We start from the raw sequence: 24,672 nt of genomic DNA on the forward strand, positions 1-24,672 counted from the left end.
CCCTGCTTACAGGAAAACTGCTGGATTCTTTTTTACATTCTCCGGAGTGCTTCTATTGGACTTAAATTCGCCGCCTTTATGGATGGGAGCAATCCAAATACCAGGCCGATGATCATGGAAAATACCACGGCGGCTGCGGCTGCCGGGATACTGATGACCATTGGCGTCTGCGATATCTTTGATATGACTTTCGACAATATAAAACCTGCAGCCACACCCAGGACACCGCCCACACTGGTAAGCACTGCCGCCTCGGTCAAAAACTGGCCCAGGATCCGCCGTTTGTTGGCACCGATGGCTTTTTTCAGGCCAATCTCACCGGTACGTTCCGTAACGGACACCAGCATAATGTTCATGACGCCAATACCGCCAACTAAAAGAGAGATACTGGCGATCCAGATAAGCTGCCGGTTGGTATTCTCACTGATTTGCTGAAGACCTTTTGCCTTCTCCATAATATCCTCAGCCTTATATTTGATAGAGTCTGATGCGGATGTTATGGACGCATTCAATATTTCAGCGGTCTTTTTGCCGGCTTTGCTCATAGCCTCCGGACTGGCCGCCCGGATGACTGCCTGCTGCGGTTCATCATATTGGTAGACCACGGGCCATGTGGTGTCAGGCATCAGAACCATTCCGCTGTCATCGCTGTAGTATGTGTAATAATCCTCCATACTGTTAATGACCGGCTCATACTCATCTGACTTTTTGATAATACCTACAACGGTAAACGGTTCCCCTTTTATTTCTATGGTTTTGCCGATTTCCTTGCCTTTTTCAAAAAAATTGTTGGAAGCCGTCTCGTCCAGCAGGACCACTTTTCGGAAATTCTCAAAATCCTTTCCGGAAAATCCCCGGCCCCGTACGATCTGATATCCGCAGGTGTCCAGATAATTCTTATCCACTCCCAGGACTTTACCGCCGTCCATACTTTGGTTCTGATAATAAATACTGTCCGCATATTGACGCAGTCTGTAAAGAGACGCATTCTCCACATTGTCCAATTCTAAAATCTGCTGTTTCTGCTCCTCTGTGACAACCGGTACACCCTGTGGTATTCCCTGATACTCCATCTGATAAATATTGCTGCCTTCATTCAGGGTGATATCCACCACATTGTCCCCTTCGCCGATCAGGTTCTTTTTGATCTGCTCGCTGGTTCCCTTGATCGTTGACACAATGGAGATCAGCGATGCGATTCCAATGATAATACCCAGCATAGTGAGAAAAGAACGCATCTTGTGAGACCAGAGTCCCTGGAAGGACAATCTAATATTTTCTACCATGTTTTATCCTCCCTCCTCTAGTACATGTTGTATAGGTCTTCTATGGCTGCCCGTCTGACTTTAACGCCTTCTTTTACTTTCTTGCCGTACGGAAAAGCAATGTTGTCCTCCTCTGTGAGACCGCTTTTAATCTCCAGCATACTGCCGTAAAAGTTTTTGCCTACCTGGACCGTCCGTTTTTCCAATTGATGGGCCTTGTTTTCCACATACACAAAGTCCTTGCCGTCTTTATTCCGCACAAATTCTTTGCTGATGTAAAGACCTGCGGGATTCTCCGTCTCTGCGGAAAGTTCCAGGTTGACACCCTCCATATTTTTAAGGCCGTCACTGTTTTTGATATAGGCAGTAAAAGGATAATACGATACTTCTCTGCCGTATCCGTACATGTTGCCGGAGGATGGGAAATTGGATATTTCCTTTATCTCCGCTTCTATGGGAAGTCCTGACTCGTATGTGAATCCTGTCAGAACAGAGCCTGGCTGGAGCCGCTGGAGCTGATACTCATCTGCCAGTCCTTTCACGTAACTGCCCTCTGAGCTCTCCACAACAAGGAATGCTTCTCCGTCCACTTCTCCTTTGCTTGGGTCTCCCACTTTCTTGACCACCCCGTTCAGGATGGACTCTACTGTCTGGTTCTCCAGTTTTTTCTCCACATTCTTGATTTTCAAGTCACTGTGGCGGATATCCAGTTCTGCTGTTTTAATTTCTTTTTTCTTACCCGTGATCGCTTTCTCCAGCTCATCTTTTGTATAACCGTCTATGATATCATCCTGAGGGATTTCTTCCATGAAATCCCACTCACCGGGGAATTCCTTTCCGCCCGGATTTTCCTCATCGGGGATTTGGGGTTCTTCCTCTGTATAGGTTCCAAGATGAGTGAGATACCATGTCTGGGATTCCACTTTCTGAGTTATTTTACTGCCGTCAATACAGAGGGCTGCAATGAGAAATCCATCCTTATCATCTTTGTCCCTGACTTCCAGGATACAGTATACCGGTTCTTTTTCTTTAACATCAGAAGTTCCATAGCCTGCTGTCATGTTGAGAAAAGCGCCCTGGATTTTGACATCTTTTTTACAGAGATAGAAATAAGGATCTTCTTTGGTGCCGGTTCCCTTGTATGGAACCGCATTTTCTATTTTCTGGCCGGGTAGTGTTTCCAGCGTTATGTCTCCGTATAGTTTGTCGTAGACCATGGCCGGTGACGGCTTTTGTGGTTTGTCTGGGCCATCCGGATTCGGGTTGTCCGGGTCTGGGTCCGGGTTGTCCGGGTCTGGGTCCGGGTTGTCCGGGTCTGGGTCCGGGTTGTCCGGGTCCGGATCGCCCGGGTTTTCCGGGTTTTCTGGGGCCGGGTTGTTCGGGTTTTCGGGGTCCGGGTTGCCCGGGTTTTCGGGGTCCGGGTTGTTCGGGTTTTCGGGGTCCGGGTTATCTAGATCCGGATTATTTGGATTAGAATTGTCCGTATTGGCATTATTTTTTCCTGTATTATCCGAATTCTGGTTTTTTGAATCTGACTTATCAGGATTTCCAGAATCCGCAGAAGTTCTGGCATTTTGAGTAGCTGCCATCCTGCTGAACGCTTCCGCCCATCGTCCGTCTGGGCTGTCATTTATCTCCTTTTGTCCCATCGGAAGGATTCCTGATTTACTGCCCGCTCCCACAATGTTTCCGTCAGAGCTGCCCTCGTTCTCGTCATTCTCTGACTTTTGGCTGTCGGGAATGATATTGGCATTTTTAAGTTTTTCCAGTTCTTTTTCCATACCTTTTTTCTTTACCAATAGCTGCTCTTTGTTGATTTTCTCCATCTCCAAGTCAATATTGACCAGCGTCATATCATATGAGAGAAGAGGAGTTCCTTCCACTACTTCCTGTCCTTCCTGTACATATATCTGGTCCACCACCTGCTTGTCCACCAAATGAACCTCCTGTGATACACTGGAGGATATGGTTCCGTCAATACTGGTACTCATTCCCCATATCTGCTGCTTTAGATCAGCCACGGGGTAGACATCCACTTTTGTCTGGTCCATCTTTTTTACACCATACCAGATTCCTGTGCCGGCCAGCGCTGCGGCACCCACACAGATGACGGCAATTAAGATTTTTTTATTTCTCGCCTTCATAGAATCCTCCCCTCTACTGTGCCTCACCTTCCGGGCTGGCTGTTGCTGCCCCGTCTGATCCTTCTGTTCCCGCTTCGCCTTCTGTGAAGTTTCCTTCAAGCTCCCCGCCTTGGGTCTCCCCGTCTAATGGCGCTGTATTTCCTTCATCGGCTCCGTCGACTGCTTCCGGAAGAGCCTGGCTTCCTTCAGGCATCTCACCATCTGCAGGCATTGTTTCTGCATTGCCTACCGGAATTTCTTCGTGTGTTGTCTTCATTCCTTCTTTTAAGAATTCCTGCGGAAAAGCAATATAGTCATTCACTTTCAGGCCGCTTTTTATCTGATACTGGAACAGATTTTCATCATGCTCACCAAGTGTCACGTCACGTTTTTCCAGTTTCCCGTCTTTGTTTTCCACCCAGACACAAGGCTGCTTGTCCGCATCCATGATAAAGCCTTCATCCAGCCATATGCCTTCTTTTTCTTCCATTCCCGTATCGTTTTCTATATACACATGCTGACCCAGCATAAGGCCGTCGGAAGTATCCAGATTTATATAAAAAGGATAGGAGGAGGACATCATTTCACCACTGTCACTGCTGCCTCCGTACATCATATTGTTATTATTTCCCTCTCTGTTTTCCGTGTCAACAGCGGTAAAAGTTCCTGTCCATGTCTTGGTTTCATCGACTCTGGAACGGATGAGCGCTTTTGCTCCTTCCTGCACAGCCCCAATGTTCTGCTCATTTACTTTTCCTTTTACTCTATAGACACCGGTTGCAAGAATTGTCATAAATGCCTGGGAATTGCCGCTGTAAGGATCTGTTTCGTTGCCGTCATTAATGCTCTTCACAACACCCTGCAGATCACTTGTGACTGAAGAGTTCGCAATTTTTTCGTGTATCTGAGAAATTTCCACCTCTTTACTCTTACGTTCGTATTCACTTTTCTTCAAATCCATCTGGGCTGTCTGAATCTGGGTTGTATAGGAAAACTGGTCATCCTCAGAAGCGGATTTCTTTTCTTTTTCCAATTGTGCGATCTGGCTGCGAAGGTTTTCCATGTCTGTATCAGCACGCTCCAGATCCAGTTGAGCCTGCTGCAGATCCGCTTCCAGAGTCTCTGTATCATAGACAAAAAGAGCCGTTCCTACATCCACTTCGCTCCCCACTTCAACCAAAATTTCTTTTACTTCCCGCTCTGCGTTCTTTTGTATTTCCCATGTTTTCTGCGGCTCCACCACCCCGGCCAGCCTCTGGACCTGGGAAGACGGGTCCATGGATGAGACACTGGTCACATAAGCCAGTTCTGTACTTTTTTCCTCGCCCTTTCCCCTCTGCATGTAAAGGCCTGTACCAATAACACCTGCCAGCAATACAACGCCTGCTCCGATCAATATCTTATTTTTTTTATTCATACATTTCCCCCTGATTATTATTTAATACAACTAATGTCTGTTTAGAAGACGCGTGAAAACAACTCTACACAAATTATAACAGATTTTAAAGATTCTGTCTTTTAACTTTTTATAACCTTTTGAAATCTTTATGTAATCTTTCCTGTTCTAATTTCGTATATAATATATCAACCGTATTTTTGTCATATTCTGTCGAATTATAGCTTTATATAACGAATAATATCTATTTTTATCTAATCAGATATTTTTATGACTTTTTAAGTTATTCTTATTATTAATAAAATAATACAAATAAAGGGGGTATTTTATGAACGTGGAAAGTCTTGTTCACCGTCTTGGTATCTGCTCCATCTATCGGGGCTATTCTTTCCTTATCTACGCAGTTGAACTGGCAGTCAAAAATGAAGAATATCTACTCTACATAACTAAGGAATTATATCCGGATGTGGCGAAACATTTCCATTCCACCAGCACCAGAATCGAGCGGTCGCTTCGTACGGTCATCACCACCTGCTGGAATGAAGGAAACCGCGGGCTGCTGAACCACATCGCCGGATATGAACTGCAGCGCAAGCCTACTACCGGAGAATTTATATCCATGCTTGCATATTATGTGCGAAATCATAAAGAAGAGGATTAGGGAAAATAAGCAGAAGAAGGGAGCAGACCTGTACGGTGCTCCCTTCTTCTATGCAATGATTTTATACAGCCACTTCTTTCTGTTCAATATAACGCTTCACTTCCTCCAAAGTAGGGATGGAGGACTGTGCACCTTTTCTGGTTACCACAATAGCAGAAACATAATTTGCAAATATTGCCGCTTCCCTCAGACCTTTTCCTTCAGCAAGCATGATCGCCAGTGCTGCGGTAAAGGAGTCCCCTGCTGCCGTTGTGTCCACGGCCTGGACTTTCATGGCAGGTATCCTCTCTGCTCCGGATATCTTATCATCCAGATATACACCTTTTTCTCCCAAAGTCACTATTACATCTTTGACCCCTTTTTTTCTCAGACACGCAGCTGCCTTTTCCAAATGTTCTTCCGGGTTATCAACCCCTGTCAGCATTCCTAATTCTGTTTCGTTGGGTTTAATGATATCTACATGATGGTATAATTCATCCGGAAAATTTTTTGGCACAGGGGCCGGGTCCAAGATCACCATCTTCCCCATTTTTTTTGCAATCCCAGCGGCATAACATACCGTTTCTAAAGGCACTTCCAATTGGAAAATGACGATATCACTTTCTTTGATCACATCCAGATTATCATCTATATCCTGTTTTGACAAGGTTGCATTTGCGCCTGAGACTACAATAATACTATTATCCCCATCTCTGTTGACCGTAATCAGCGCAATACCGGTGCTTACCTCATCCTTGACGATCACCCTGGTAGTATCCACCCCCGCTTTATTCAGGCTGTCCATCTGAATATCTGCATACATATCCCGGCCAACAGCCCCCAGCATTATAACATCAGCTCCCAGCTTTCCTAATGCGCAGGCCTGATTAGCCCCTTTTCCTCCTGCATTCATCTCCATCTTATTACTGAGGATAGTCTCCCCCACAACGGGAGTGTGGTCGACCTGTACTGTCATATCCAAATTCAAACTTCCAATGACTAAAATTTTCTTCATACTATTTTCTCCTATCATCCTTTTACACTTCCCGCTGTGATACCTTCAACAAAGTATTTCTGGAATGGAAGGAACAGGCAAATTGGAATTATAGCTGAAATCAGTGAACCGGCATAAATATAAGTCCACTGAATGGAACGCTCTCCGCTAAACTGGCTGATGGCAATCTGAATTGTTCTGATCTCTTTGGAACGTGCCACTAAAAGAGGCCACATATAAGAATTCCATTGATTCATAAAAATCATAAGACCTGCTGTTACAAATACCGGAATGGAGATCGGCATAATAACTTTTACAAATATAGTTGGCCATTTCGCACCGTCCACACGCGCTGCCTCCACCAGACTTGGCGGAATATCTTTAAAGAACTGGATAAACAGGAATGTTACCAATCCATCTGCTATTGCAGGTATGATCATACCTGCATATGTATCAACCATACCCAGTCCGTTGGCAACATTATATAACGGAATTGCAATTGCTTCAAACGGAACCATAAAGGAAATCAAAACAAGCGGATAGAAAATCTTTTTCCCCTTAAACTCAAAGCAGGTAAACGCAAACCCTGCCATGGAGTTGATCAGACATCCAAAAATAATTGAAACCACTGTAACGATCATTGTATTCATGATTGGACGCCAGAACTCATATTTGGTAAAAATTATACTGTAATTCTCTCCGGTAATATTTGTTGGGATCAGGGACCTGATCGTAAAAGGAAACATGTTCTGGAATAAATCTTCCTGTGTCCTCAGAGATGCTGACAGACAGAAGAAAATCGGAAATAAGGACGCAATTGTCATAATCACTAACACTATGTATATAACAACTTTTTTCGTAATTCTTTTTTGTCTCAGTGTCATAACCTTACGCCTCCTTTTCTGTCAGACATTTATTCTGAATAAAACATACCAGCATTACGATCACAAGAAGGATGGTAACAATACAAGCCTGTCTCGGACGGTTTGAATATTTAAACGCAGATTTGTAAGCCTCATACATCAAGACATTGGTGCTTCCCTGAGGACCGCCTTCTGTAGCAATCTGAATAGGTGCAAAAAGCAGGAAATTAGCTGTGGTATTGGCAACGAACACAAAAAGCAGGGTATTCTTTAACAGTGGAATTGTAATTCTGAATAATGTACTGAAAAATCCCGAACCATCAATCTTGGCCGACTCATATACAGCAGTGTCAATTCCCTTCAGCCCTGCAAGGATAAACATCATCCAATAAGCACAGCCTCTCCAGGATGCGATCAGAACAATGGATAGAAGTGCCCACTTCTTATCAATAAGAAAGCCAACCGGACTGATTCCCAAGATTCCAAGAACACTGTTTACCACACCATTGTTGACATTCAGCATCATCTGCCAAATAACCGTTGCTATGGTCAAAGAGATACAGAACGGCAGATAAAAAACAGTCCTGAATATTTCAATACCACGTACTTTGACATTAACCATCATCGCCATGATAAATGCAATGATTATCTGAAGCGGAATTATAATGACATTAAATTTCAGAGTAACCCACAAAGAACTCCAGAATGTTTTGTCAGCGAACAATAATTTGTAATTGTCCAGTGTAAAACTGCCCTCCGTGGAAAGAACTCCCTGAATAACACTGTCTATAATAGGATAAATCTTAAAAACGCATATCAAAACAATTGTCGGCAATATTAAAAGGTACGGAAGCCATTTATTTTTAATATAGATACCACCCATAGTATCCTCCTATCTTTCTAAGTCATGACCATCTATTCTTTTCCTGATCTTTTCGCATAGATGGCGGAATGCCGGGTAAGGCATACCGCCATTTATCAACTGTCAATTACTTTTTATATGCTGCTACAGCAGATTCAAACTGTTCTATTGCATTGTCTAAAGTCTCTTTTACGTCCGCTCCATTGCGCACATCTTCCCATGCCTGGTCTAAAACTGTGGAATACTCACCGAATACAGGTGTGACCGCACGAGGAACTGCAGTATTTGCAGCTTCATATGCAGCAATCTTCATATCCATAGAAGCTTCCGGGTCATTTTTGATCTCATCCTGTTTGTCCAGACGGCTCGGTACATCTCCATTTATTTCCAGCCACATATCACTGCCTTTTTCCAAAGTAAACCATTTAATAAAATCTGCTGCCGCATCTTTATTTTTGGAATTGGAATTAATACCAAAATACCAGCTTCCAGTAGATGTAGCCGCTTTATCTTCATATCCCTCAAAACATGGTGCATAAGTATAACCGATCTCATCATCTGCCTTCATGCTTGACGGTGTCCAAGTTCCGCCTACCATAAACAGCATTTTGCCTGCATAGAACTGGTCACCCAACTGGTCGGCATCATATCCCTTGGATGCGATTCCATCATTTACTAAGCCCTGATACCATGTCATTGCATTGATCCACGGCTCTGTGTTCACGACACCGTCTAAAGAATAGCCGTCATCGCTGATATTTTTACCGCCCATGGCATTTGCAAGCATATTCATCTGATATACACGGCTTACCTGCTGGAAATCAAAGCCAATCAATCCCTGTGTGCCATCCGGATCCAATTTTTCCAGGCCCTGTTTTGCCAAATCCGCTACCTGCTCATATGTAAGGCGGTTATTCTCATCATTTTCAGGAATCGTGATGCCTGCCTTATCCAGTAATGTTTTATTGTAATATAATTCCTGTGTGGATGTGTTTTCCGGTGCTGCATACATAGTGTCTTCCCAGACTCCTGCCTGGTAGGAAGCATCATCCCATTTTGCTTTATCTTCATCAGAGAAATATTGATCCAGTGGTTCCAGATAGCCGCTGGTACCATATTTTGCGATATAGGTAACATCGACACTCATAACATCAAAATCTGCATTTCCTGCTGCCGCTTTTGTCTCGATAACCTCAAATAAATCGTTGAAAGAATAAAATTCAGCATCAATATGTACACCCGTTTCTTTTTCATATTCTTCCAGTATGGGTTTTGTAAGACCTTCCCAAGAGTCCTCACCAGGTCCCTGAGAGACCCATTTTAATGTCACGCTGTCTGAGCCGCCCTTAGCTTCTGTCTTGCTGTCACTTTTTCCTGAATCCCCTGATTTCCCGCATCCTGCGAGACCTAAAGTCGCTATCATCGCTGCACTAACTGTCAATGCCAGTACTTTTCTTGTTTTCATATTCTTGTCTCTCCTTTTCTCCAGGTATCTGTTTCAGATACGCAGTTATCTCTTTTTTATGTTCTTTAAAAACTGTAGTTAAAAACAACCGGTAAAATTTAAGTGCGTACACATCCACTGCATAAAGCACATTACACTTTTCTCCATGCCAGTGCCCATCAACATCTACAACTGACTGCCCTCATGTAATTCCATCTTCTACGATATCAATATTAAAGAAACACCTTTTCATCTATCAGATATGCGATAGTTAATATATCATGCATGGGAGATAACATTTTATACCTGATCTCCCAGTTTTCATCCATGCCTGATTTCGTTATATGGTATGTAAACCGCGATGATCTGTTGTGAAAAATACAAAGTGAATCTCTGCATTGTGCGTCAGGATACTCAGCCACCGGGCTTACGTTTCCTGGTATACTTAGCTCCCCCATCAAAACGGTCTCTTTCACATTACCAGCGAAAGTAGGATCCTTTCTGTATCTTGTCCATCTTATTTTTCTCTCTTCTATTTTGCTAGTTTTGCAAACAAGTCTGCAAAAAGATTATCTCTCTTAATGTGATACACATATTTTATAAAGTGCCGGTTATTGTCAAATGCATATCTGTCATCATATTCCGGAATCGGACTGTGCATCAGGCAATCCTCCTCAAAGTCACCGTCAAGAAGCCATGCAACAGCAGTTACATCCCAGATAGGTCTCGTCCAGGTAGAGCCTCCGTAGCATTCCAGCGCTTCTTTTGTGGTCACATCCACAAGGTAGTCACAAAGCTTGTTCTTACCGCGAAGATGGTATTCCAGTTCCGGTCCGCTTGTGGTAAAGGCAGATACAACCCCCATACATGGAAGCTGAACCAGAGGAACACCGCATCCAAATACAATTCTTGCTCCGGCGACATCCTGAAACAGATTGAATTCCCTGTTGTGAGGCCAGTGAAGGGCATTCCCTCCCAGCCAGATAAGTACAATCCTGTTTTTGATCTCAGGATTCATTAAAAGAGCAGAGGATACATTGGTAATAGCACCAATCGCAATCACATACAATGGATTCTCTTCTGAATAATCCATAGCTCTTTCAGCTAAATCCTTCGCCGCGTCTGAGATTACCGGTTCTGTCTCAGAAGGCATATATGCTGTTGAGCCTCTGTATACATAGGGTTTTAAATCTTCTCTTTCCAGCAATGCAAGGATATTCATAATTTCCTGATAGCTTTTTTCCATACCATCTGCAGGACCAGTGGATTTTTCATTGTGGAACGGAGCTGCATAGATTGCTTTTAAATTAAGCTTTTCATCTGATTTAACCAAATAAGCAACTGCAAACTGGTCATCAATCTCATTATAAGTGTCCGTATCAATCACCACATCCACTTTACCTTTGGGCTTCTGCAGCCTCACAACAAGTTTTGCATTATCAATGTTACTTTTCTCCACTACTCTTGAGCTGGTAAATTCATCCCAGTCCTTCTGTGCTTCTTTCTTTACCATATTACTCCTTTCTCATACCACTTTCCTCTGTTATCATGCTTTAAGAAAAGTTTTTCTTAAAGTGTTTTCCTATGCATGTATTGTACATCGCTTTTTTTCTACTGTCAATATTCTTTTGTTTTTTTGTTAAATAAAACTATTTACGAAAGATTTTTCTTGTGCACATTGTACACCAACAGTGCTTTTTTTCTTTATTGATCTCTGTATTCCTGCTCGATCAATGCAGCTGCACTTTCTTTATGATCCGGAAATTGCTTCTCAAAAAAAAGTCTGAATAACCTTTTTACATCCAAATCAGATGCAACTTTACAGTTTTTTTTCTTATCTTTCCATATTTCAACAGGATAGACCACAGATGTACCCCTGCATAGACCTGCCGTCTCTATCTCTACATATGCATCCTTTAATTTTAAAACGGAATCATCAATGAGATAAGCCGCTGCCAAAACATCGCACAGTTCACATCCCAGATTTTTAAGTTTTTCCCAATAACTGTCAACGTAAACTCTGGTAATCTGATGAATAAATCCGGAAAGTGGCGTGTTTATCTGATAAAGCAGTTCTCTCATTGCCGGTGTCAAGAATACTTTTCTCGTCACATCAAGCCCTACCATTACAATTTCTTTAAAACCGGCCTCAAAGACAACTTTTGCAGCTTCCGGGTCATGCCAGAAATTAAATTCTGCCGTTGGTGACATATTTCCGCAGTGTTCTGCTCCCCCCATCAGAACAATCTTTTTAATATTTTTCACGAAATTCTCATCTCTCTGTACAGCTCCGGCTATATTTGTCAGCGGACCGATGGGCATTAGGGTAAGTACATCTTTGTTATCCTGTGCTGCGCGTACCAGATATTCTTCTGCGGATTCTCTCTGCAGAGGAATCCTGCCGTTGTCAATCTTCACATCCCCCAGGCCATTATCTCCATGAGAGCTTTCACATATTTCCGCTTTTCCCCTGAGAGGTTCCCCTCTTCCTTTATAAACAGGTATGTCCTCCCTCCCACAGAGCTTTAATATAGCGGATGCATTTTGCGTGGCATGATCAATATCTGTATTCCCATCCACTGTAGTCAACGCTTCAATCTTTATTTTGTCCGGAGCACTGACCGCCAGCAAAATGGCCATCGCATCATCTATCCCTGGGTCCGTATCAATAATGATCCGTTCCATAAGTCTTTCCCTTCCTTTCTTCTTTTCTTCTCCGCCTTGCAGGCTGACAAAAACACCTAAACGGCGTATTAGTAACAAAGTGTAATGAAATCATTTTCGTAAAGTATTTTTCTATGCATGTATTGTACTTATTCTGCTCTTCCCTGTCAACTATTTTTTTATTTTTTGTTAATTAAAACTATTTATGATACCACTTTCTTGTGCACATTTCACATAGCGCTACTATTTTTCCGTTGACAAATCTTTCCTTATCCTTCATAATAAAAGAAAAAATTATGACGAGGGTTCTCATATGACAATCAAAGAAATCGCCAGCCTGGCCGGTGTCTCTATCTCAACGGTTTCCAAAATCGTAAATAACAAAGACCAGAATATCAACCCTGAGACCCGCAGCCGGGTACTGAAAATTGTAAAAGAATACAACTATACGCCTTACGGCATGGTAAAAAATATATCCAGTGCAAAGACCTTTTTACTGGGGGTCCTGCTCCGCACAGCCTCGCAGTCCAATCTGATGCTGAACGGCATCCTGCAGGCAGCACAGGAGCAGGGTTACAATGTGCTGCTTCTGGATAGTCTGAACAGTACAGACACCGAACTAAAGCATATCACCTCCCTGTGCAAGAACAATGTGGACGGTGTGATCTGGGAGCCAGTGGATGAGAACAGCTCCCAATATGAGCATTACTTTGCAGAGCAGAACATCTCTGTCTGCTATATAAATGGCCCTGACACTGCCTACAATATTGACTTTGAAAAAATGGGCTATGTCCTGACCCAGAAGCTTCTGGAATACAAGCACAGCAAAATTGCCTGCCTGATGAAAGAAAAAAGCAGGCGCTCCCAAATGGTATTTGCGGGATTCAAGAAATGTTTATTTGACAATCAAATTCCCTATCATGACAAAATGAGGCTTTTTATCTCTGACCCTGCCTGTTGTTCCAAAGTGTTGAGCCATGGTTTTTCAGGCATTGTCAGTTCTCATTTTGCCTCCTCCCTGATTCTGTATGAACAGATGAATAAACTGCACTACTATGTACCCTCCGACTTATCTCTGGTAAGCTTAAAAGATGATGTACGGGAAGCCATCTCCTTCCCTCATATATCCAGCATCAAAATCCCTTACCGGGAATTCGGCTACTATGTGTGCAGAAACCTGATTCAAAAATGCGAAAAAAAAGACCAGGGGGAACCGGAATATACCTTTGTATCCCAGTGCATCTTTGACAACGAGGACAGCCTGGACATCCCTTCCTTCTTCCGCGCAAAAAAAATCGTGGTCGTAGGAAGCATTAACACAGACATAACCTTCAATGTGGACTGGCTTCCCCAGGCAGGAAAGACCACCACGATCCTAAGCTCCACCACCACCCTTGGAGGAAAAGGGGCCAACCAGTCCGTAGGTGCCGCCAAACTGGGACGCGAGGTTTCCCTCATTGGGGAAATCGGAAACGACACGGATTCCACGTTCATCTTCGATATACTGGAAAAAGAACAGGTGACTACCCAGGGTGTCCACAGAGACATGAAAGCCCAAACCGGAAAAGCATACATTTACATCGAGCGTGACGGTGAAGGGACCATCACCATCATGTCCGGGGCCAACGGTAATCTAAGCCCCGAAGACATCCAAAAAAGACAACATCTTTTTGAAAATGCCGGTTTCTGCCTGCTCTCCACAGAGATTCCCATCCACACGGTCCTGGAAGCAGCCAAAATCGCCAGAAAATACGGTGCCAAAAACATCGTCAAACCGGCTGCCCTAAAATCCATTCCCGATCAGCTTCTTCAGAACACGGATATCTTCATCCCCAACCGAAAAGAAGCTGCCGCCCTGTGCCCACAGCACACTACTGTAGAAAAACAAGCCGAATACTTTTTTCAAAAAGGGATCGAGGCTGTCATCATAACCCTTGGACACGAAGGCTGCTACCTGAAAACCGCAGAAACCGCAAAATACTTCCCTGCCGCCGACTTTATTTCCATAGACACCACCGGCGGTGCAGACGCCTTTATCTCCGCCCTGGCCTCCTTCCTGATCGAAGGCTACTCTCTGGAAAAAGCCATCCGCATAGCCACCTATGCCGCCGGCTTCTGCGTCTCCAGACAAGGCGTAGTCCCCGCTCTGATAGACCACAACACCCTGGAAACCCATATTAAAAAACTTGAACCAAACCTGCTTAAATAATCGTTCAGCCCAAACGCACCGGCCTTCCCGCAGTCTCTTCCGTCCGGTCCCTTCCGTCTCCATTAAAAAGTTGACTTTTCCGTCATTTCTGTTAAACTAAACAAATACGGTAACTTCCGCAAACAGGAGATGACACATGAAGATTCGACATAAGAAATGGTTATACGCCGCAGTTTTCCTGACATCTGCCCTGCTGCTTACGGGATGTGACAGCAAGGAGGAACGCGCGGTAAAGCAGGCAGTTTCAGCAGAACTTGACCAGTTGAAAAGTCCGGATAAAAAGACCATTGAAACATACCTTTCCGCCCATCAACTGTTCCCCGAAGAGGACACAGCCGAAAACGACAGCGAAAAAGAAAGCGCAGACCCTGAGATCATCAAGATCTTCTCACGCTACTTTAAAAACTTCTCTTACACCGTGGATACTGTCAAAGTCGAAGAAAAAAAAGCCAGCGCCACAGTCACCATAACCAATCTGGATGCCCATGCGCTTGCCGAAGATTACACAGCCGCTGCGCTGAAAAAACGGATCACCTGCGACGCCAACCCCAGTCAGGTGGAATTTTCCCTGAAAGATTCTTACCTGCTGCTTGGAGAGACGCTGAAAAAGAACAATTATAAACAGGTGGATACCTCCTTTGACCTGAAACTGAAAAAGAAAGGGGAAACCTGGGCCATTGTCCACAGCGAAGACCTGGACAATCAGATCACCGGCGGATTTCTCACTTATATGGCAGATTCTGATCTGCTGCCGCCCCCGGAAGTGGTCAAAATCCATTTTAATACGATAAAAGAATTTGATACGGAACAGCTCAACATCTATCTGTCTCTGGACAGCCTTTTGGATACGGATGACACATACAGCAGTTCTATTGCCCACGCTATGGCAGAACAGATTCAGGCCTGTTTTGATTTTAAGATTCTGGATACTCAGAACGACGAGCGCAATGCTCTGGTAAAAGTCCAGATAACCAGCAGTGATTTCAAAAGCATTATGGCCTCCTACCAGGGGCAGCTCTCCCAGTGGCTTCAGACTTCCCAGGCCATGGCAGGCGGGGCTGAGGGACGCCGTGAGAAAGAACGGCAGCTCCTTTTGGAAAGCATAGAACAGAACCAGGCTTCCACTACCCGCGACGTGGATATTTCTCTTATCAATGACGGGACAAGCTGGAAAATGCAGATGGATGAAAATGTGGCACAAGCCATATTGGGAGGCGTGGACAGCGCCCTGGCAGACGTGTCGGAAGACGTGGAATAGATATGGTTGTTCCGATCAAGGAACTGTTATGAACAGACAAAATGAATGCCCGGCTTGGGTCTGACAAAAGCCGGGCATTTTTCTATACAAAAAAGCCTGATACAATTTTAATAAATAATAAAATAAGAACCGTGACCACAATAGGACGGACAATCCTGGTACCGTTTTTTATTACCATGCCGGAGCCGATGTAATGCCCCGCAATGCTGAACACGGCTGCCGCCAGGCCCAGAGTAACCACGATCTTGCCGCTGAAAAAGAAGGCCCCAAGAGCTGCCAGGTTGGAAGCCAGATTCACAATCTTTGTGTTTCCGGAAGCGGTTCGGATATCCATCCCCGCAAGCCCTGTGTAGACAAGCAGCAGAAAGGTTCCTGTCCCCGGCCCGTAAAAGCCGTCATATGTACCGATGACAAAAGAAGCCGTGATCACAATGGCATACTTCTGCCTTTTTGTAAGCTGCCTTTTTAACTTCGACTCCATTCTTTTATTCTTCAGCACATAGAACGCCACCACCGGCAACACTGCAATGAGCATAAGCTTCAGCACTTTATCGCTTGTAATAAGAGCCAGATTCGCCCCCATGAAGGACCCCAAAAGCGCCACGAGAAAAGAAGGAACCGCAAGCGCCACATCCGCATACCTGTTTTTGCAGTAACGGGCTGTGGAGATAACCGTACCGGCCGCTGAGGACAGTTTGTTGGTGGCAATGGCATTGTGTACGGGAACTCCCGGCCAAAAGATAAGCAGGCAGGGAGATCAATCCTCCCCCGCCTGCTATGGCATCTACAAAACTGGCCAAAAACACCAGCGGACAGACGATCAGATAGGAGACGATGCCTGGCTCCATTACTGCTCACTCTCCTGTGCTTTCAGAGCAATCCCCAGTTCATCCAACTGTTTTACATCCACGGTATTCGGTGCCTCCGACATCAAACAGGAAGCGTCCTTCACCTTCGGGAACGCGATCACCTCACGGATGGATTCCTCCTTTGCCATGAGCATGACCAGACGGTCCAGGCCGTAAGCCAGTCCGGCGTGAGGCGGAACTCCGTATTTAAAGGCATCCAGAAGGAAGCCGAACTGCTTGTATGCCTGTGCCTTTTCAAACCCAAGAGCCTCAAACATTTTTTCCTGTACATCGTTCTGGTGGATTCGCACACTGCCGCCGCCAATCTCATTGCCGTTGAGCACAATATCATAGGCTTTAGCCCGCACTGCACCCGGATCTGTATCCAGAAGCGGAATATCCTCCTCAAAAGGCATGGTAAACGGATGATGCATGGCTGTAAAGCGCTGTTCCTCCTCTGACCACTCCAGAAGCGGGAACTCTGTGATCCATACAAAACGGTACTCGTCTTTATCGAACAGCTCCATCTGGCGCGCCAGTTCAAGACGAAGCGCACCCAGAACATCCCACACAAGCTTGGTTTTGTCCGCAGCAAAGAGGAGCAGATCGCCCGCTTCACCCTGCATAGCTTCTATAAGGGACTTCATCTCCTCCTCCTGCATGAATTTTGCGAAGGAAGATTTCACACTGCCGTCCTCCTGGATGGCAATATACGCCAGGCCTTTGGCACCGTAACCTTTGGCGAATTCCACTAACTTGTCGATTTTCTTTCTGGGCATAGCCCCCTGTCCTTTGGCATTGATACCGCGGACACTGCCGCCTGCCTCCAGAGCATTTTTAAATACCGCAAACTCACAGCCTTTTACCACTTCTGACACATCCGTAAGCTCCATGCCGAAACGCAGGTCCGGTTTGTCGGAACCAAAGCGGTTCATAGCATCTATCCAGGTCATTCTCTGAATGGGAAGCTGCACTTCCACACCCAGTACCTGGCGAAACAGAAACGCCAGCATACGCTCATTTACATCTATGACGTCATCCACATCCACAAAGGAAAGCTCCATGTCGATCTGTGTGAATTCCGGCTGACGGTCAGCACGCAGGTCCTCATCGCGGAAACATTTGGCGATCTGGAAATACCTGTCGTATCCGGAGCACATAAGAAGCTGCTTAAAAATCTGGGGTGACTGAGGCAGTGCGTAAAAGCTGCCCGGATGCACACGGCTTGGAACCAGGTAATCCCTTGCTCCCTCCGGTGTACTTTTATTCAGAATCGGTGTCTCGATCTCCAAAAATCCTTCATTTGCCAGGAACTGGCGAACCAGCACAGCAACCTGGGAACGCATGATCAGATTTCTCTGCAGATCCGGTCTTCTCAGATCCAGATAACGGTATTTTAAGCGTACTTCCTCCCTGGTCTTGCTGTTCTCCTCAACGGGGAAAGGAGGGGTCTCTGACTCGGACAGGATGCGCAGAGCGTTTGCCCGCACTTCAATCTCACCTGTCTTCAGATTCTCATTCACTGCACCGGAACGCGCCTCCACGCGTCCCGTCACAGCGATAACAAACTCACTTCTTAATCTGCCGGCCTTCTCAAAGCCTTCCCCGTCAATATCACCGTTTTCAAAGATTATCTGCATGATTCCGGAACGGTCACGCAGATCCACGAAAACAATACCACCTTTGTTGCGGCTCTTCTGTACCCATCCCATGAGGGTTACTGTGCTGCCGATTTCTTCTTTCGTCACTTCCGTACATCTGTGGGTTCTCTTTAACCCGTACATTGATTCTGCCATTGTGTCAGTTCTCCTTAAATATCAGTCGTTATATATCTCTTCAATGATCTCATAGCCTTCAGACTGAAGCTGTTCCTTCTGGAATTTTTTATTCTTTTTCATATATACAATATTAACGCTCTTGCCTGCTTTTCTCTCTTCCCCGGCTTTTTTCACAACCTCCACCAGTTTCTCAGAGCTCAGCTTCTTATCCAGCAGATACGCTTTCTTATCCGCACTGCCCGGTACCTGGAATCCTCTCTCCATGAGCAGCATAACAATACGCTCAAAACCAATGGAAAATCCGGTTGCCGGTGTGGGGGTTCCCGTGAATTTGCCGATCATCTCGTCGTAACGTCCGCCGCCGCCTACACTGCCGGAAAAACCGTCAATACAGATTTCAAAGATCGGTCCTGTATAATAAGACATACCGCGCACTAATGTAGGATCAAAGATGATCCTGAAGTTAGCCGTTTTCGCCTCTGTCACACTCTCAATAATGGTGGACATATTGTCTGCCACATCCGGCTCCAGGAATCCTTCCAGCTTGTCCTTACAGTATTTTACTCCGTCAAGACCTTCTCCGATGGCGTCGAAAAGTGCAATGTATTTTTCAATACCCTCTTTCGCAAATCCGGATCCCTCCAGCTCTGCTGCCACGCCTTCCAGGCCAATCTTATCCATTTTATCCAGGATGATGAATACCTGGTCATAAGACTCTTCCGGGAATCCGCTGTAAGCGGCCATGGCTTTTAAGAAACGGCGGTCATTGATGCGGATGGCAAAGCTTTCAAAATCCAGCTTGCCAACCAGTGTGGAGGTTGCCAGAATAACATCTATCTCAGCCAGATTGGTAGGGTCTCCCAGAATATCAATATCACACTGCATAAACTGACGGAAACGGCCTCTCTGCGGTCTGTCCGCACGGAATACATTTCCCATCTGCAGAGCTTTGAAAGGGGAGGGCAGTTCATTGGCGTTGTTGGAATAGAAACGGCAGAGCGGAACGGTCAGGTCATAGCGCAGCCCGCTGTCAACCAGGTCATTCTCCTCTTTCGCCTCATTGATCTTCAGTTTTTCCCCTCTTTTCAGAATACGGAAAATCAGTTTTTCATTATCCCCGCCCTGTTTGCTGGTCAGGTTTTCAATGTGCTCCACGCAGGGAGTCTCCATGGAAGTGAATCCGAACTCCTTATAAGTTTCCTTGATCAATCCGATCACATAATCACGGATTTCCATCTCTCTTGGCAGAATATCTTTCATTCCTGTAACTGGTTTTTTCTTTAACTGCATAATCTTTTCTCCTATCTCTAATCATTTTCATGTATTGCTCTCTGAAATGCAAGAAAAACCTGCATATCAAAATTTTTAACTTCGTCGATCACCATCTTCATGGCAGTCTCGCCGGAAAACGCGTCACGGTATGTCCTTTTGGATGTGAGCGCTGCATAGACATCACAGATCCTAATGATTCTGGCACCCACGGGAATCTTTTCCCCCGCCAGATTTTCCGGGTATCCGCTGCCGTCATAGTTTTCATGATGGTAGTAAATGCTGTCCAGCACAAACCGGGAATATCCCCTGTCCTTCAGGCTCTCATATCCCAATTCCGGATGACGCCTTACATACTTCATTTCCTCCACCACCATAGGATTTTCTTCCCCGGCAATGTAGTTGTAAAGCCTCAGCTTTCCGATATCATGAAGCACTCCGGCCACTGCCAGCTCATGGCAGGCCTCCTCAGAAAGTCCCATCTGTTTTCCCACACGGAAAGCCAGGTTGCTCACCTGAATACCATGTTCGATTTCCTTTTCCAGATTGAAACTAATCAGATGCTTCTGCGTATTTGCCATTCCCGCCATCCCCGCTCTTTATATTCAGATACGTTTCCAGCCCAATCCGTTTTCGGTCTGTCATCTCTTCGATCCTTGTAATATAATTTGTCACATCTTTTACGTTTTCAGCCCGTTCTATCCGCTCCCCGTTTTGGAAAACAAACTTGGTGGAAGCTCCCGCTCCCGCCGCCAGAATGGACTGCTTCTCTTCCATGATCAGAATGTTATAGATACCCGCTTTGCCCGGTTTGGCATATCCCACATTCTCCAGATTGCCTGACATATTCTTCTGCCTGTACAAATAATATGGCCCCATGCCGCACTGCCGTGCGTAGTCCATGCACATGTCCATGATCTCCTGATTGTTTTCAAAGGTCATCTCTTCATACTGTTCCCGGAACAGATGAAGCCTGGTGGCCCTCTTGACAGCCAGGGAATGTACCGTCAGACTGTCCGGGTCCAGAGCCTTTACTTCCTCCAGGGTGTGTCTTACATCCTCCGCACACTCCCCGGGCAGGCCTACGATCAGATCCATATTGATATTGTCAAATCCGCACTCCCTGGCAAGGGCAAAGGCGTGCTTTGTGTCCTCCACCGTATGTCTGCGTCCGATCAAATCCAGTGTCTTCTGGTTCATAGTCTGGGGATTTACGGAAATCCTTGTCACCGGATGCCTTTTGATCACCATGAGTTTCTCCCTGGTGATGCTGTCCGGCCTTCCCGCTTCTACTGTGTATTCCTTCACCTGTTCCACCGGAAAGCATGCTTCAATATGTGACAGCAGCCGTTCCATCTGCTCTGGTTCCAAAGTGGTGGGAGTCCCACCGCCGATATATATGGTGTCAAGGGTGCGCACTTTCATGGTATCTCCCATATAAGTCAGCTCCCTGCAGAGCGCATCCAGGTATTCATCCACTTTATCCCGCCATCTCTCTATGGGGGATGAACTGAAAGAACAGTAAAGACAGATACTTGGGCAGAAGGGTATTCCCACGTACAGGCTGTATCCGTTCTGATAATCAATATTTTTTAATAAATCCCGCTCCCGGTTGGCAATGGTTATTGCCAGTGCCGTCTTTGCGTTGCCGGTAAAATAAGTACGGCGCATATAGTCTGCAGCCTCCGCATTGCTCATTCCCGACTCAATAAGTCCCATGGCGATCTTGGTAGGCCGGATTCCGGTCAGGTTCCCCCAGGGAAGGGTGATCCCTGTCTCCTGTGTGAGGCCTCTGTACAAAATCTGTTTCAGTATGTTCTTTCTTTCTTTTCTGTCCTGCCCTTTTTCAAAGCGGGCCGCTTCTCCGAATATAATTTCTCCATCCCTCTCCAGGGAGAGGTGCGTCTCTTCCTCCCCGTAGGCGATTCTCACCAGCAGTTCATAAGCTTTCTCTTCCTGCGTCTCTTCCGCATAAAAGTTTTCCACTTCTTCCTGGGGATAAAAGGCCTTGACCAGAGTGTAGGCATCATATTCAAACTCTCTTTTATTAAATGAAATGCCAATCATATAGGTTCCTCTTTCTTTGATTTTTTATAGATAGGGATTATATGATCGCTCATGATGGATGCTGGTCTCTTCCCCGTGTCCGGGATAAATCTTCACATCCTCGGGTAAATGGTTGATGATTTTCTTCAGACTCTCCTGCATTTTTGCAAAATTGCCTCCGGGCAGGTCACATCTGCCGCAGTTTTCACAGAAAATGGTGTCCCCGCTCATGAGCACACCCTCGTCCTCCAGATAATAGCAGCAGGAGCCTTCCGTATGTCCCGGAGTCAGATACATTTTGATCTGAAAGCCTGCAAGTAAAAAGGTCTCCCCGTCCTCCAGGAAACGGTCGGCTTTCACCGTATAACCGACTCCCTCCCAGGAGGCTGACAGGTTCAGCTGCGGGTCTGTGAGCATCTCTTCCTCCGCTCTGGCCGCATAGACGGGCACCTGCCACTTCTTCTGCAGCTCACCTGCTGCCATAATATGATCATAATGCCCGTGTGTCAGAAGTATCCCTGCCGGTTTTCCCTCTATCCTGTCTATGGTACGGCAGATACGGTCCGCCTCAGCGGCGGGGTCAACCACCAGGATTTCCCCGCTCTGTGTATTTTTCAGGAAATAGCAGTTGGTCATGACCGGGCCAACCACGATTCCTCTCAGATTCAGATTCTTCATATCTCGACTCCTTAGCCGGTAGTACGCCCGATATCCAGAACGCTCTCTACCTGTCTGATTTTTTCCACCAGGCTGCCCAGCTCTTCCTTGCTCTTAATATCAAAGGCAATATTTATGGTGGCACGTCCCTGTTTGCTGGTCCTTGTATTCATGGATGTGATATCAATTTTCCTCTCCGTGAATATCTTGGAAATGTCAACCAGAAGCCCGGTGCGGTTATTGGCGTACACATTGATCTCCGCTGTGTACTGCTCCCCGTCCCCCACGCTTTCTGACTGCCACTCCGCATCGATCAGGCGCTCCCTGTCTTCCAGGGACATATTGATAATATTGATACAGTCGGTACGGTGGATGGTCACCCCCCGTCCCCTTGTCACATATCCCACGATCTCGTCTCCGGGAATGGGGTTGCAGCACCTGGAAAACCTCACGGATACATCGTGGATTCCCTTCACCACAATACCGCTCTTGCTCTTGCGGATATGGAGCTTATCCTTTGTCTCCTCCGCAGCTTCCAGCACCTTCTCGTCTGTCAGTTCGCTCTTGTGCTCCTTGGTGTAGATTTCCAGGAGCTTATTAATGACCTGGCCTTCTTTCAGACCGCCGTGTCCCACGGCTGCCAATACAGAATCCCAGTCCCGGAATCCGTATTTTTTCATAACAGATTCCAGATATTTTGGTTTTGTCAGATTTCCCAGTCCTATGCCTTTTAACTTTGCATACTGGGCCAGCATATCTTTGCCCTTTAAAATGTTGTCTTCTTTTAACTCCTGCTTAAACCACTGGTTTATCTTGTTCTTGGCCTGGGTGCTCTTAACCACCTTCAGCCAGTCACGGCTTGGTCCCTTGGAGTTCTGTGAGGTGATGATCTCAATCCGGTCCCCGTTCTTGATCACATAGTCAATGGGAACCAGCTTTCCGTTCACTCTGGCTCCCACCATTTTGTTACCTACCGCACTATGTACATTATAGGCAAAATCAATGGGGGTGGAGCCGTTTGGAAGTGTCTTCACATCACCCGCCGGGGTAAAGCAGTAAACACTTTCGGAAAACAAATCCAGATCGCTTTTTAAAAGACTTAAAAACTCCTTGTTGTCGGACATGTCCCGCTGCCACTCCAGGATCTGGCGCAGCCAGCTCATTTTTTCCTCTTCCTGCTGGGTCACACTGGCCTTGCTGCTGCCTGATGCCTCTTTGTATTTCCAGTGGGCAGCAATACCGTATTCCGCTGTACGGTGCATCTCAAACGTACGGATCTGTATTTCAAAAGGCTGTCCGTTCGGTCCGATCAAAGTAGTGTGCAGTGACTGGTACATATTGGGTTTTGGCATGGCGATATAGTCTTTGAACCGTCCCGGTATGGGCTTATACATCTCATGGATGATTCCCAGGGACGCATAGCAGTCCTTCACTGTATCCACAATAATGCGGACTGCAAACAAGTCGTAAATCTGATCCAGGGTCTTATCCTGATTGACCATCTTCTTGTAAATACTGAAAAAGTGTTTGACACGCCCGTCGATCTGTGCGTGAATACCCGCATATTCAATCTGTTCCCTGACGCCGTTCACGATTCCGCTGACAAAAGCTTCCCGCTCGCTTTTCCGCAGGTTGATTTTCTCCACCAGATCGTAATACACTTCAGGTTCCAGGTATTTTAAGGACAAATCGTCCAGTTCTATTTTTACTTTGGAAATACCAAGCCGCTGGGCAATGGGAGCATAGATATCCATGGTCTCCCTGGCCTTTTCCTTCTGTTTGTGGGGCGGCATATATTTCAGCGTTCTCATATTGTGAAGCCGGTCAGCCAGTTTTATCAGGATCACCCGGATATCCTTTGCCATGGCAAGGAACATCTTTCTCAGATTCTCTGCCTGTACTTCCACTTTGTCTGCGGAATAATTCAACTGTCCCAGCTTTGTAACACCGTCCACTAACAGGGCCACCTCCGCGCCGAATTCCTGGGTGATCTCCTCTGTAGTCATGACTGTGTCTTCCACCACATCGTGCAGCAGGCCTGCCACAATAGTCTCCTTGTCAAGCTCCAGATCCGCCAGGATAATGCCCACACAGAGGGGATGAATGATATAAGGCTCGCCGGACTTGCGCACCTGCCCTTCGTGGGCATCTCTGGCAATCCGGTAAGCCTTCTCGATCATAGATATATCGGTGGAGGGATGGTACTTTCGGACACTGGAAATAAGCTCTTCATACAGAACAGAAGGGCTTGTAAAATCTTCCATGGTCTTCACACTTGCATCAGCCTTTTTAATTTTCGCTATTTCATCATCCTGAAGCGCTGCCTCTTTACTTTTCTCCATCTGCCATCACCTGA

The 24,672-nt window shown here is 45.8% G+C and carries 19 protein-coding genes; 3 read left to right on the top strand and 16 right to left on the bottom strand.

Going from position 1 to position 24,672, the window contains the following annotated elements; translation table 11 throughout:
* Positions 1-32: 32 nt before the first annotated feature.
* The 3 genes from A4V09_RS09915 to A4V09_RS09925 are packed head-to-tail and all read right to left on the bottom strand — an operon-like array spanning position 33 to position 4,805.
* On the bottom strand, positions 33-1,286 hold the full coding sequence (locus tag A4V09_RS09915) for an ABC transporter permease (RefSeq protein ID WP_065542196.1): 1,254 nt from the start codon (positions 1,284-1,286) through the stop codon (positions 33-35).
* 17 nt (positions 1,287-1,303) lie between these two features.
* Positions 1,304-3,409: an efflux RND transporter periplasmic adaptor subunit gene (locus A4V09_RS09920; RefSeq protein WP_065542197.1), complete on the bottom strand. Its 2,106-nt coding sequence runs from the start codon at positions 3,407-3,409 to the stop codon at positions 1,304-1,306.
* A 13-nt stretch (positions 3,410-3,422) separates the two neighbouring features.
* The gene (locus A4V09_RS09925; RefSeq protein WP_065542198.1) at positions 3,423-4,805 is read right to left on the bottom strand and encodes an efflux RND transporter periplasmic adaptor subunit; all 1,383 of its coding nucleotides are present in this window, start codon (positions 4,803-4,805) and stop codon (positions 3,423-3,425) included.
* A gap of 307 nt (positions 4,806-5,112) precedes the next feature.
* Here A4V09_RS09925 and A4V09_RS09930 point away from each other — a divergent pair, with 307 nt between their 5' ends.
* A complete protein-coding gene (locus tag A4V09_RS09930) occupies positions 5,113-5,445 on the top strand; it encodes a sporulation initiation factor Spo0A C-terminal domain-containing protein (RefSeq protein ID WP_065542199.1) in 333 nt (110 codons plus the stop codon).
* A 61-nt stretch (positions 5,446-5,506) separates the two neighbouring features.
* Here A4V09_RS09930 and rbsK read toward each other — a convergent pair whose 3' ends face one another.
* The 6 genes from rbsK to A4V09_RS09965 form a co-directional block, all read right to left on the bottom strand.
* Positions 5,507-6,439, bottom strand: a complete 933-nt coding sequence (gene rbsK / locus A4V09_RS09935; protein ID WP_065542200.1) for a ribokinase — start codon at positions 6,437-6,439, stop codon at positions 5,507-5,509.
* 14 nt (positions 6,440-6,453) lie between these two features.
* Positions 6,454-7,302: a carbohydrate ABC transporter permease gene (locus A4V09_RS09940; RefSeq protein WP_065542201.1), complete on the bottom strand. Its 849-nt coding sequence runs from the start codon at positions 7,300-7,302 to the stop codon at positions 6,454-6,456.
* A 4-nt stretch (positions 7,303-7,306) separates the two neighbouring features.
* Complete coding sequence (locus A4V09_RS09945; protein ID WP_065542202.1) at positions 7,307-8,164, bottom strand: carbohydrate ABC transporter permease; 858 nt, start codon at positions 8,162-8,164, stop codon at positions 7,307-7,309.
* A gap of 106 nt (positions 8,165-8,270) precedes the next feature.
* The gene (locus A4V09_RS09950; protein WP_065542203.1) at positions 8,271-9,608 is read right to left on the bottom strand and encodes a sugar ABC transporter substrate-binding protein; all 1,338 of its coding nucleotides are present in this window, start codon (positions 9,606-9,608) and stop codon (positions 8,271-8,273) included.
* Between the two features lie 511 nt (positions 9,609-10,119).
* A complete protein-coding gene (locus tag A4V09_RS09960; protein ID WP_084043529.1) occupies positions 10,120-11,100 on the bottom strand; it encodes a nucleoside hydrolase in 981 nt (326 codons plus the stop codon).
* Positions 11,101-11,291: 191 nt separating this feature from the next.
* Entirely contained in the window at positions 11,292-12,272 is a 981-nt protein-coding gene (locus tag A4V09_RS09965; protein ID WP_065542205.1) for a nucleoside hydrolase, read from the bottom strand.
* Positions 12,273-12,564: 292 nt separating this feature from the next.
* Here A4V09_RS09965 and A4V09_RS09970 point away from each other — a divergent pair, with 292 nt between their 5' ends.
* Both A4V09_RS09970 and A4V09_RS09975 read left to right on the top strand, forming a co-directional pair.
* Positions 12,565-14,460: a PfkB family carbohydrate kinase gene (locus A4V09_RS09970; protein WP_065542206.1), complete on the top strand. Its 1,896-nt coding sequence runs from the start codon at positions 12,565-12,567 to the stop codon at positions 14,458-14,460.
* A gap of 136 nt (positions 14,461-14,596) precedes the next feature.
* Positions 14,597-15,718 carry a hypothetical protein gene (locus tag A4V09_RS09975; protein ID WP_065542207.1) on the top strand — a complete coding sequence of 374 codons (1,122 nt, stop codon included), beginning with the start codon at positions 14,597-14,599 and terminating at the stop codon, positions 15,716-15,718.
* An 82-nt stretch (positions 15,719-15,800) separates the two neighbouring features.
* Here the strand turns inward: A4V09_RS09975 and A4V09_RS09980 are convergent, their stop codons facing one another.
* The 7 genes from A4V09_RS09980 to A4V09_RS10010 all read right to left on the bottom strand — a co-directional run bounded on the left by A4V09_RS09980 (position 15,801) and on the right by A4V09_RS10010 (position 24,658).
* Positions 15,801-16,466 (bottom strand): sulfite exporter TauE/SafE family protein, encoded by a 666-nt coding sequence (locus A4V09_RS09980; RefSeq protein WP_330396576.1) that lies wholly within the window; start codon positions 16,464-16,466, stop codon positions 15,801-15,803.
* 99 nt (positions 16,467-16,565) lie between these two features.
* A complete protein-coding gene (gene aspS / locus A4V09_RS09985) occupies positions 16,566-18,362 on the bottom strand; it encodes an aspartate--tRNA ligase (protein ID WP_065542208.1) in 1,797 nt (598 codons plus the stop codon).
* 21 nt (positions 18,363-18,383) lie between these two features.
* Positions 18,384-19,634, bottom strand: coding sequence for a histidine--tRNA ligase (gene hisS, locus A4V09_RS09990; protein WP_065542209.1), 1,251 nt, complete (start codon positions 19,632-19,634; stop codon positions 18,384-18,386).
* Between the two features lie 17 nt (positions 19,635-19,651).
* Complete coding sequence (locus A4V09_RS09995) at positions 19,652-20,194, bottom strand: HD-GYP domain-containing protein (protein WP_065542210.1); 543 nt, start codon at positions 20,192-20,194, stop codon at positions 19,652-19,654.
* On the bottom strand, positions 20,166-21,680 hold the full coding sequence (gene hemZ / locus A4V09_RS10000; protein ID WP_065542211.1) for a coproporphyrinogen dehydrogenase HemZ: 1,515 nt from the start codon (positions 21,678-21,680) through the stop codon (positions 20,166-20,168). The genes A4V09_RS09995 and hemZ overlap by 29 nt, the downstream gene beginning before the upstream one ends.
* A gap of 24 nt (positions 21,681-21,704) precedes the next feature.
* On the bottom strand, positions 21,705-22,337 hold the full coding sequence (locus A4V09_RS10005) for an MBL fold metallo-hydrolase (protein ID WP_065542212.1): 633 nt from the start codon (positions 22,335-22,337) through the stop codon (positions 21,705-21,707).
* An 11-nt stretch (positions 22,338-22,348) separates the two neighbouring features.
* Complete coding sequence (locus A4V09_RS10010; protein WP_065542213.1) at positions 22,349-24,658, bottom strand: RelA/SpoT family protein; 2,310 nt, start codon at positions 24,656-24,658, stop codon at positions 22,349-22,351.
* Positions 24,659-24,672 lie beyond the last annotated feature (14 nt).

Source organism: Blautia pseudococcoides (assembly GCF_001689125.2).
Lineage (GTDB): Bacteria > Bacillota > Clostridia > Lachnospirales > Lachnospiraceae > Blautia > Blautia pseudococcoides.

Bases quoted from the DNA above. Each gene is read 5' to 3' on its own strand.
- A4V09_RS09975 (WP_065542207.1), top strand. From the start codon at position 14,597: ATGAAGATTCGACATAAGAAATGGTTATACGCCGCAGTTTTCCTGACA.
- A4V09_RS09950 (WP_065542203.1), bottom strand. From the start codon at position 9,608: ATGAAAACAAGAAAAGTACTGGCATTGACAGTTAGTGCAGCGATGATA.
- A4V09_RS09965 (WP_065542205.1), bottom strand. From the start codon at position 12,272: ATGGAACGGATCATTATTGATACGGACCCAGGGATAGATGATGCGATG.
- A4V09_RS09945 (WP_065542202.1), bottom strand. From the start codon at position 8,164: ATGGGTGGTATCTATATTAAAAATAAATGGCTTCCGTACCTTTTAATA.
- hisS (WP_065542209.1), bottom strand. From the start codon at position 19,634: ATGCAGTTAAAGAAAAAACCAGTTACAGGAATGAAAGATATTCTGCCA.
- A4V09_RS09940 (WP_065542201.1), bottom strand. From the start codon at position 7,302: ATGACACTGAGACAAAAAAGAATTACGAAAAAAGTTGTTATATACATA.
- A4V09_RS09960 (WP_084043529.1), bottom strand. From the start codon at position 11,100: ATGGTAAAGAAAGAAGCACAGAAGGACTGGGATGAATTTACCAGCTCA.
- A4V09_RS09925 (WP_065542198.1), bottom strand. From the start codon at position 4,805: ATGAATAAAAAAAATAAGATATTGATCGGAGCAGGCGTTGTATTGCTG.
- A4V09_RS09995 (WP_065542210.1), bottom strand. From the start codon at position 20,194: ATGGCAAATACGCAGAAGCATCTGATTAGTTTCAATCTGGAAAAGGAA.
- aspS (WP_065542208.1), bottom strand. From the start codon at position 18,362: ATGGCAGAATCAATGTACGGGTTAAAGAGAACCCACAGATGTACGGAA.
- A4V09_RS10005 (WP_065542212.1), bottom strand. From the start codon at position 22,337: ATGAAGAATCTGAATCTGAGAGGAATCGTGGTTGGCCCGGTCATGACC.
- A4V09_RS10010 (WP_065542213.1), bottom strand. From the start codon at position 24,658: ATGGAGAAAAGTAAAGAGGCAGCGCTTCAGGATGATGAAATAGCGAAA.
- rbsK (WP_065542200.1), bottom strand. From the start codon at position 6,439: ATGAAGAAAATTTTAGTCATTGGAAGTTTGAATTTGGATATGACAGTA.
- A4V09_RS09920 (WP_065542197.1), bottom strand. From the start codon at position 3,409: ATGAAGGCGAGAAATAAAAAAATCTTAATTGCCGTCATCTGTGTGGGT.
- A4V09_RS09930 (WP_065542199.1), top strand. From the start codon at position 5,113: ATGAACGTGGAAAGTCTTGTTCACCGTCTTGGTATCTGCTCCATCTAT.
- A4V09_RS09970 (WP_065542206.1), top strand. From the start codon at position 12,565: ATGACAATCAAAGAAATCGCCAGCCTGGCCGGTGTCTCTATCTCAACG.
- A4V09_RS09915 (WP_065542196.1), bottom strand. From the start codon at position 1,286: ATGGTAGAAAATATTAGATTGTCCTTCCAGGGACTCTGGTCTCACAAG.
- hemZ (WP_065542211.1), bottom strand. From the start codon at position 21,680: ATGATTGGCATTTCATTTAATAAAAGAGAGTTTGAATATGATGCCTAC.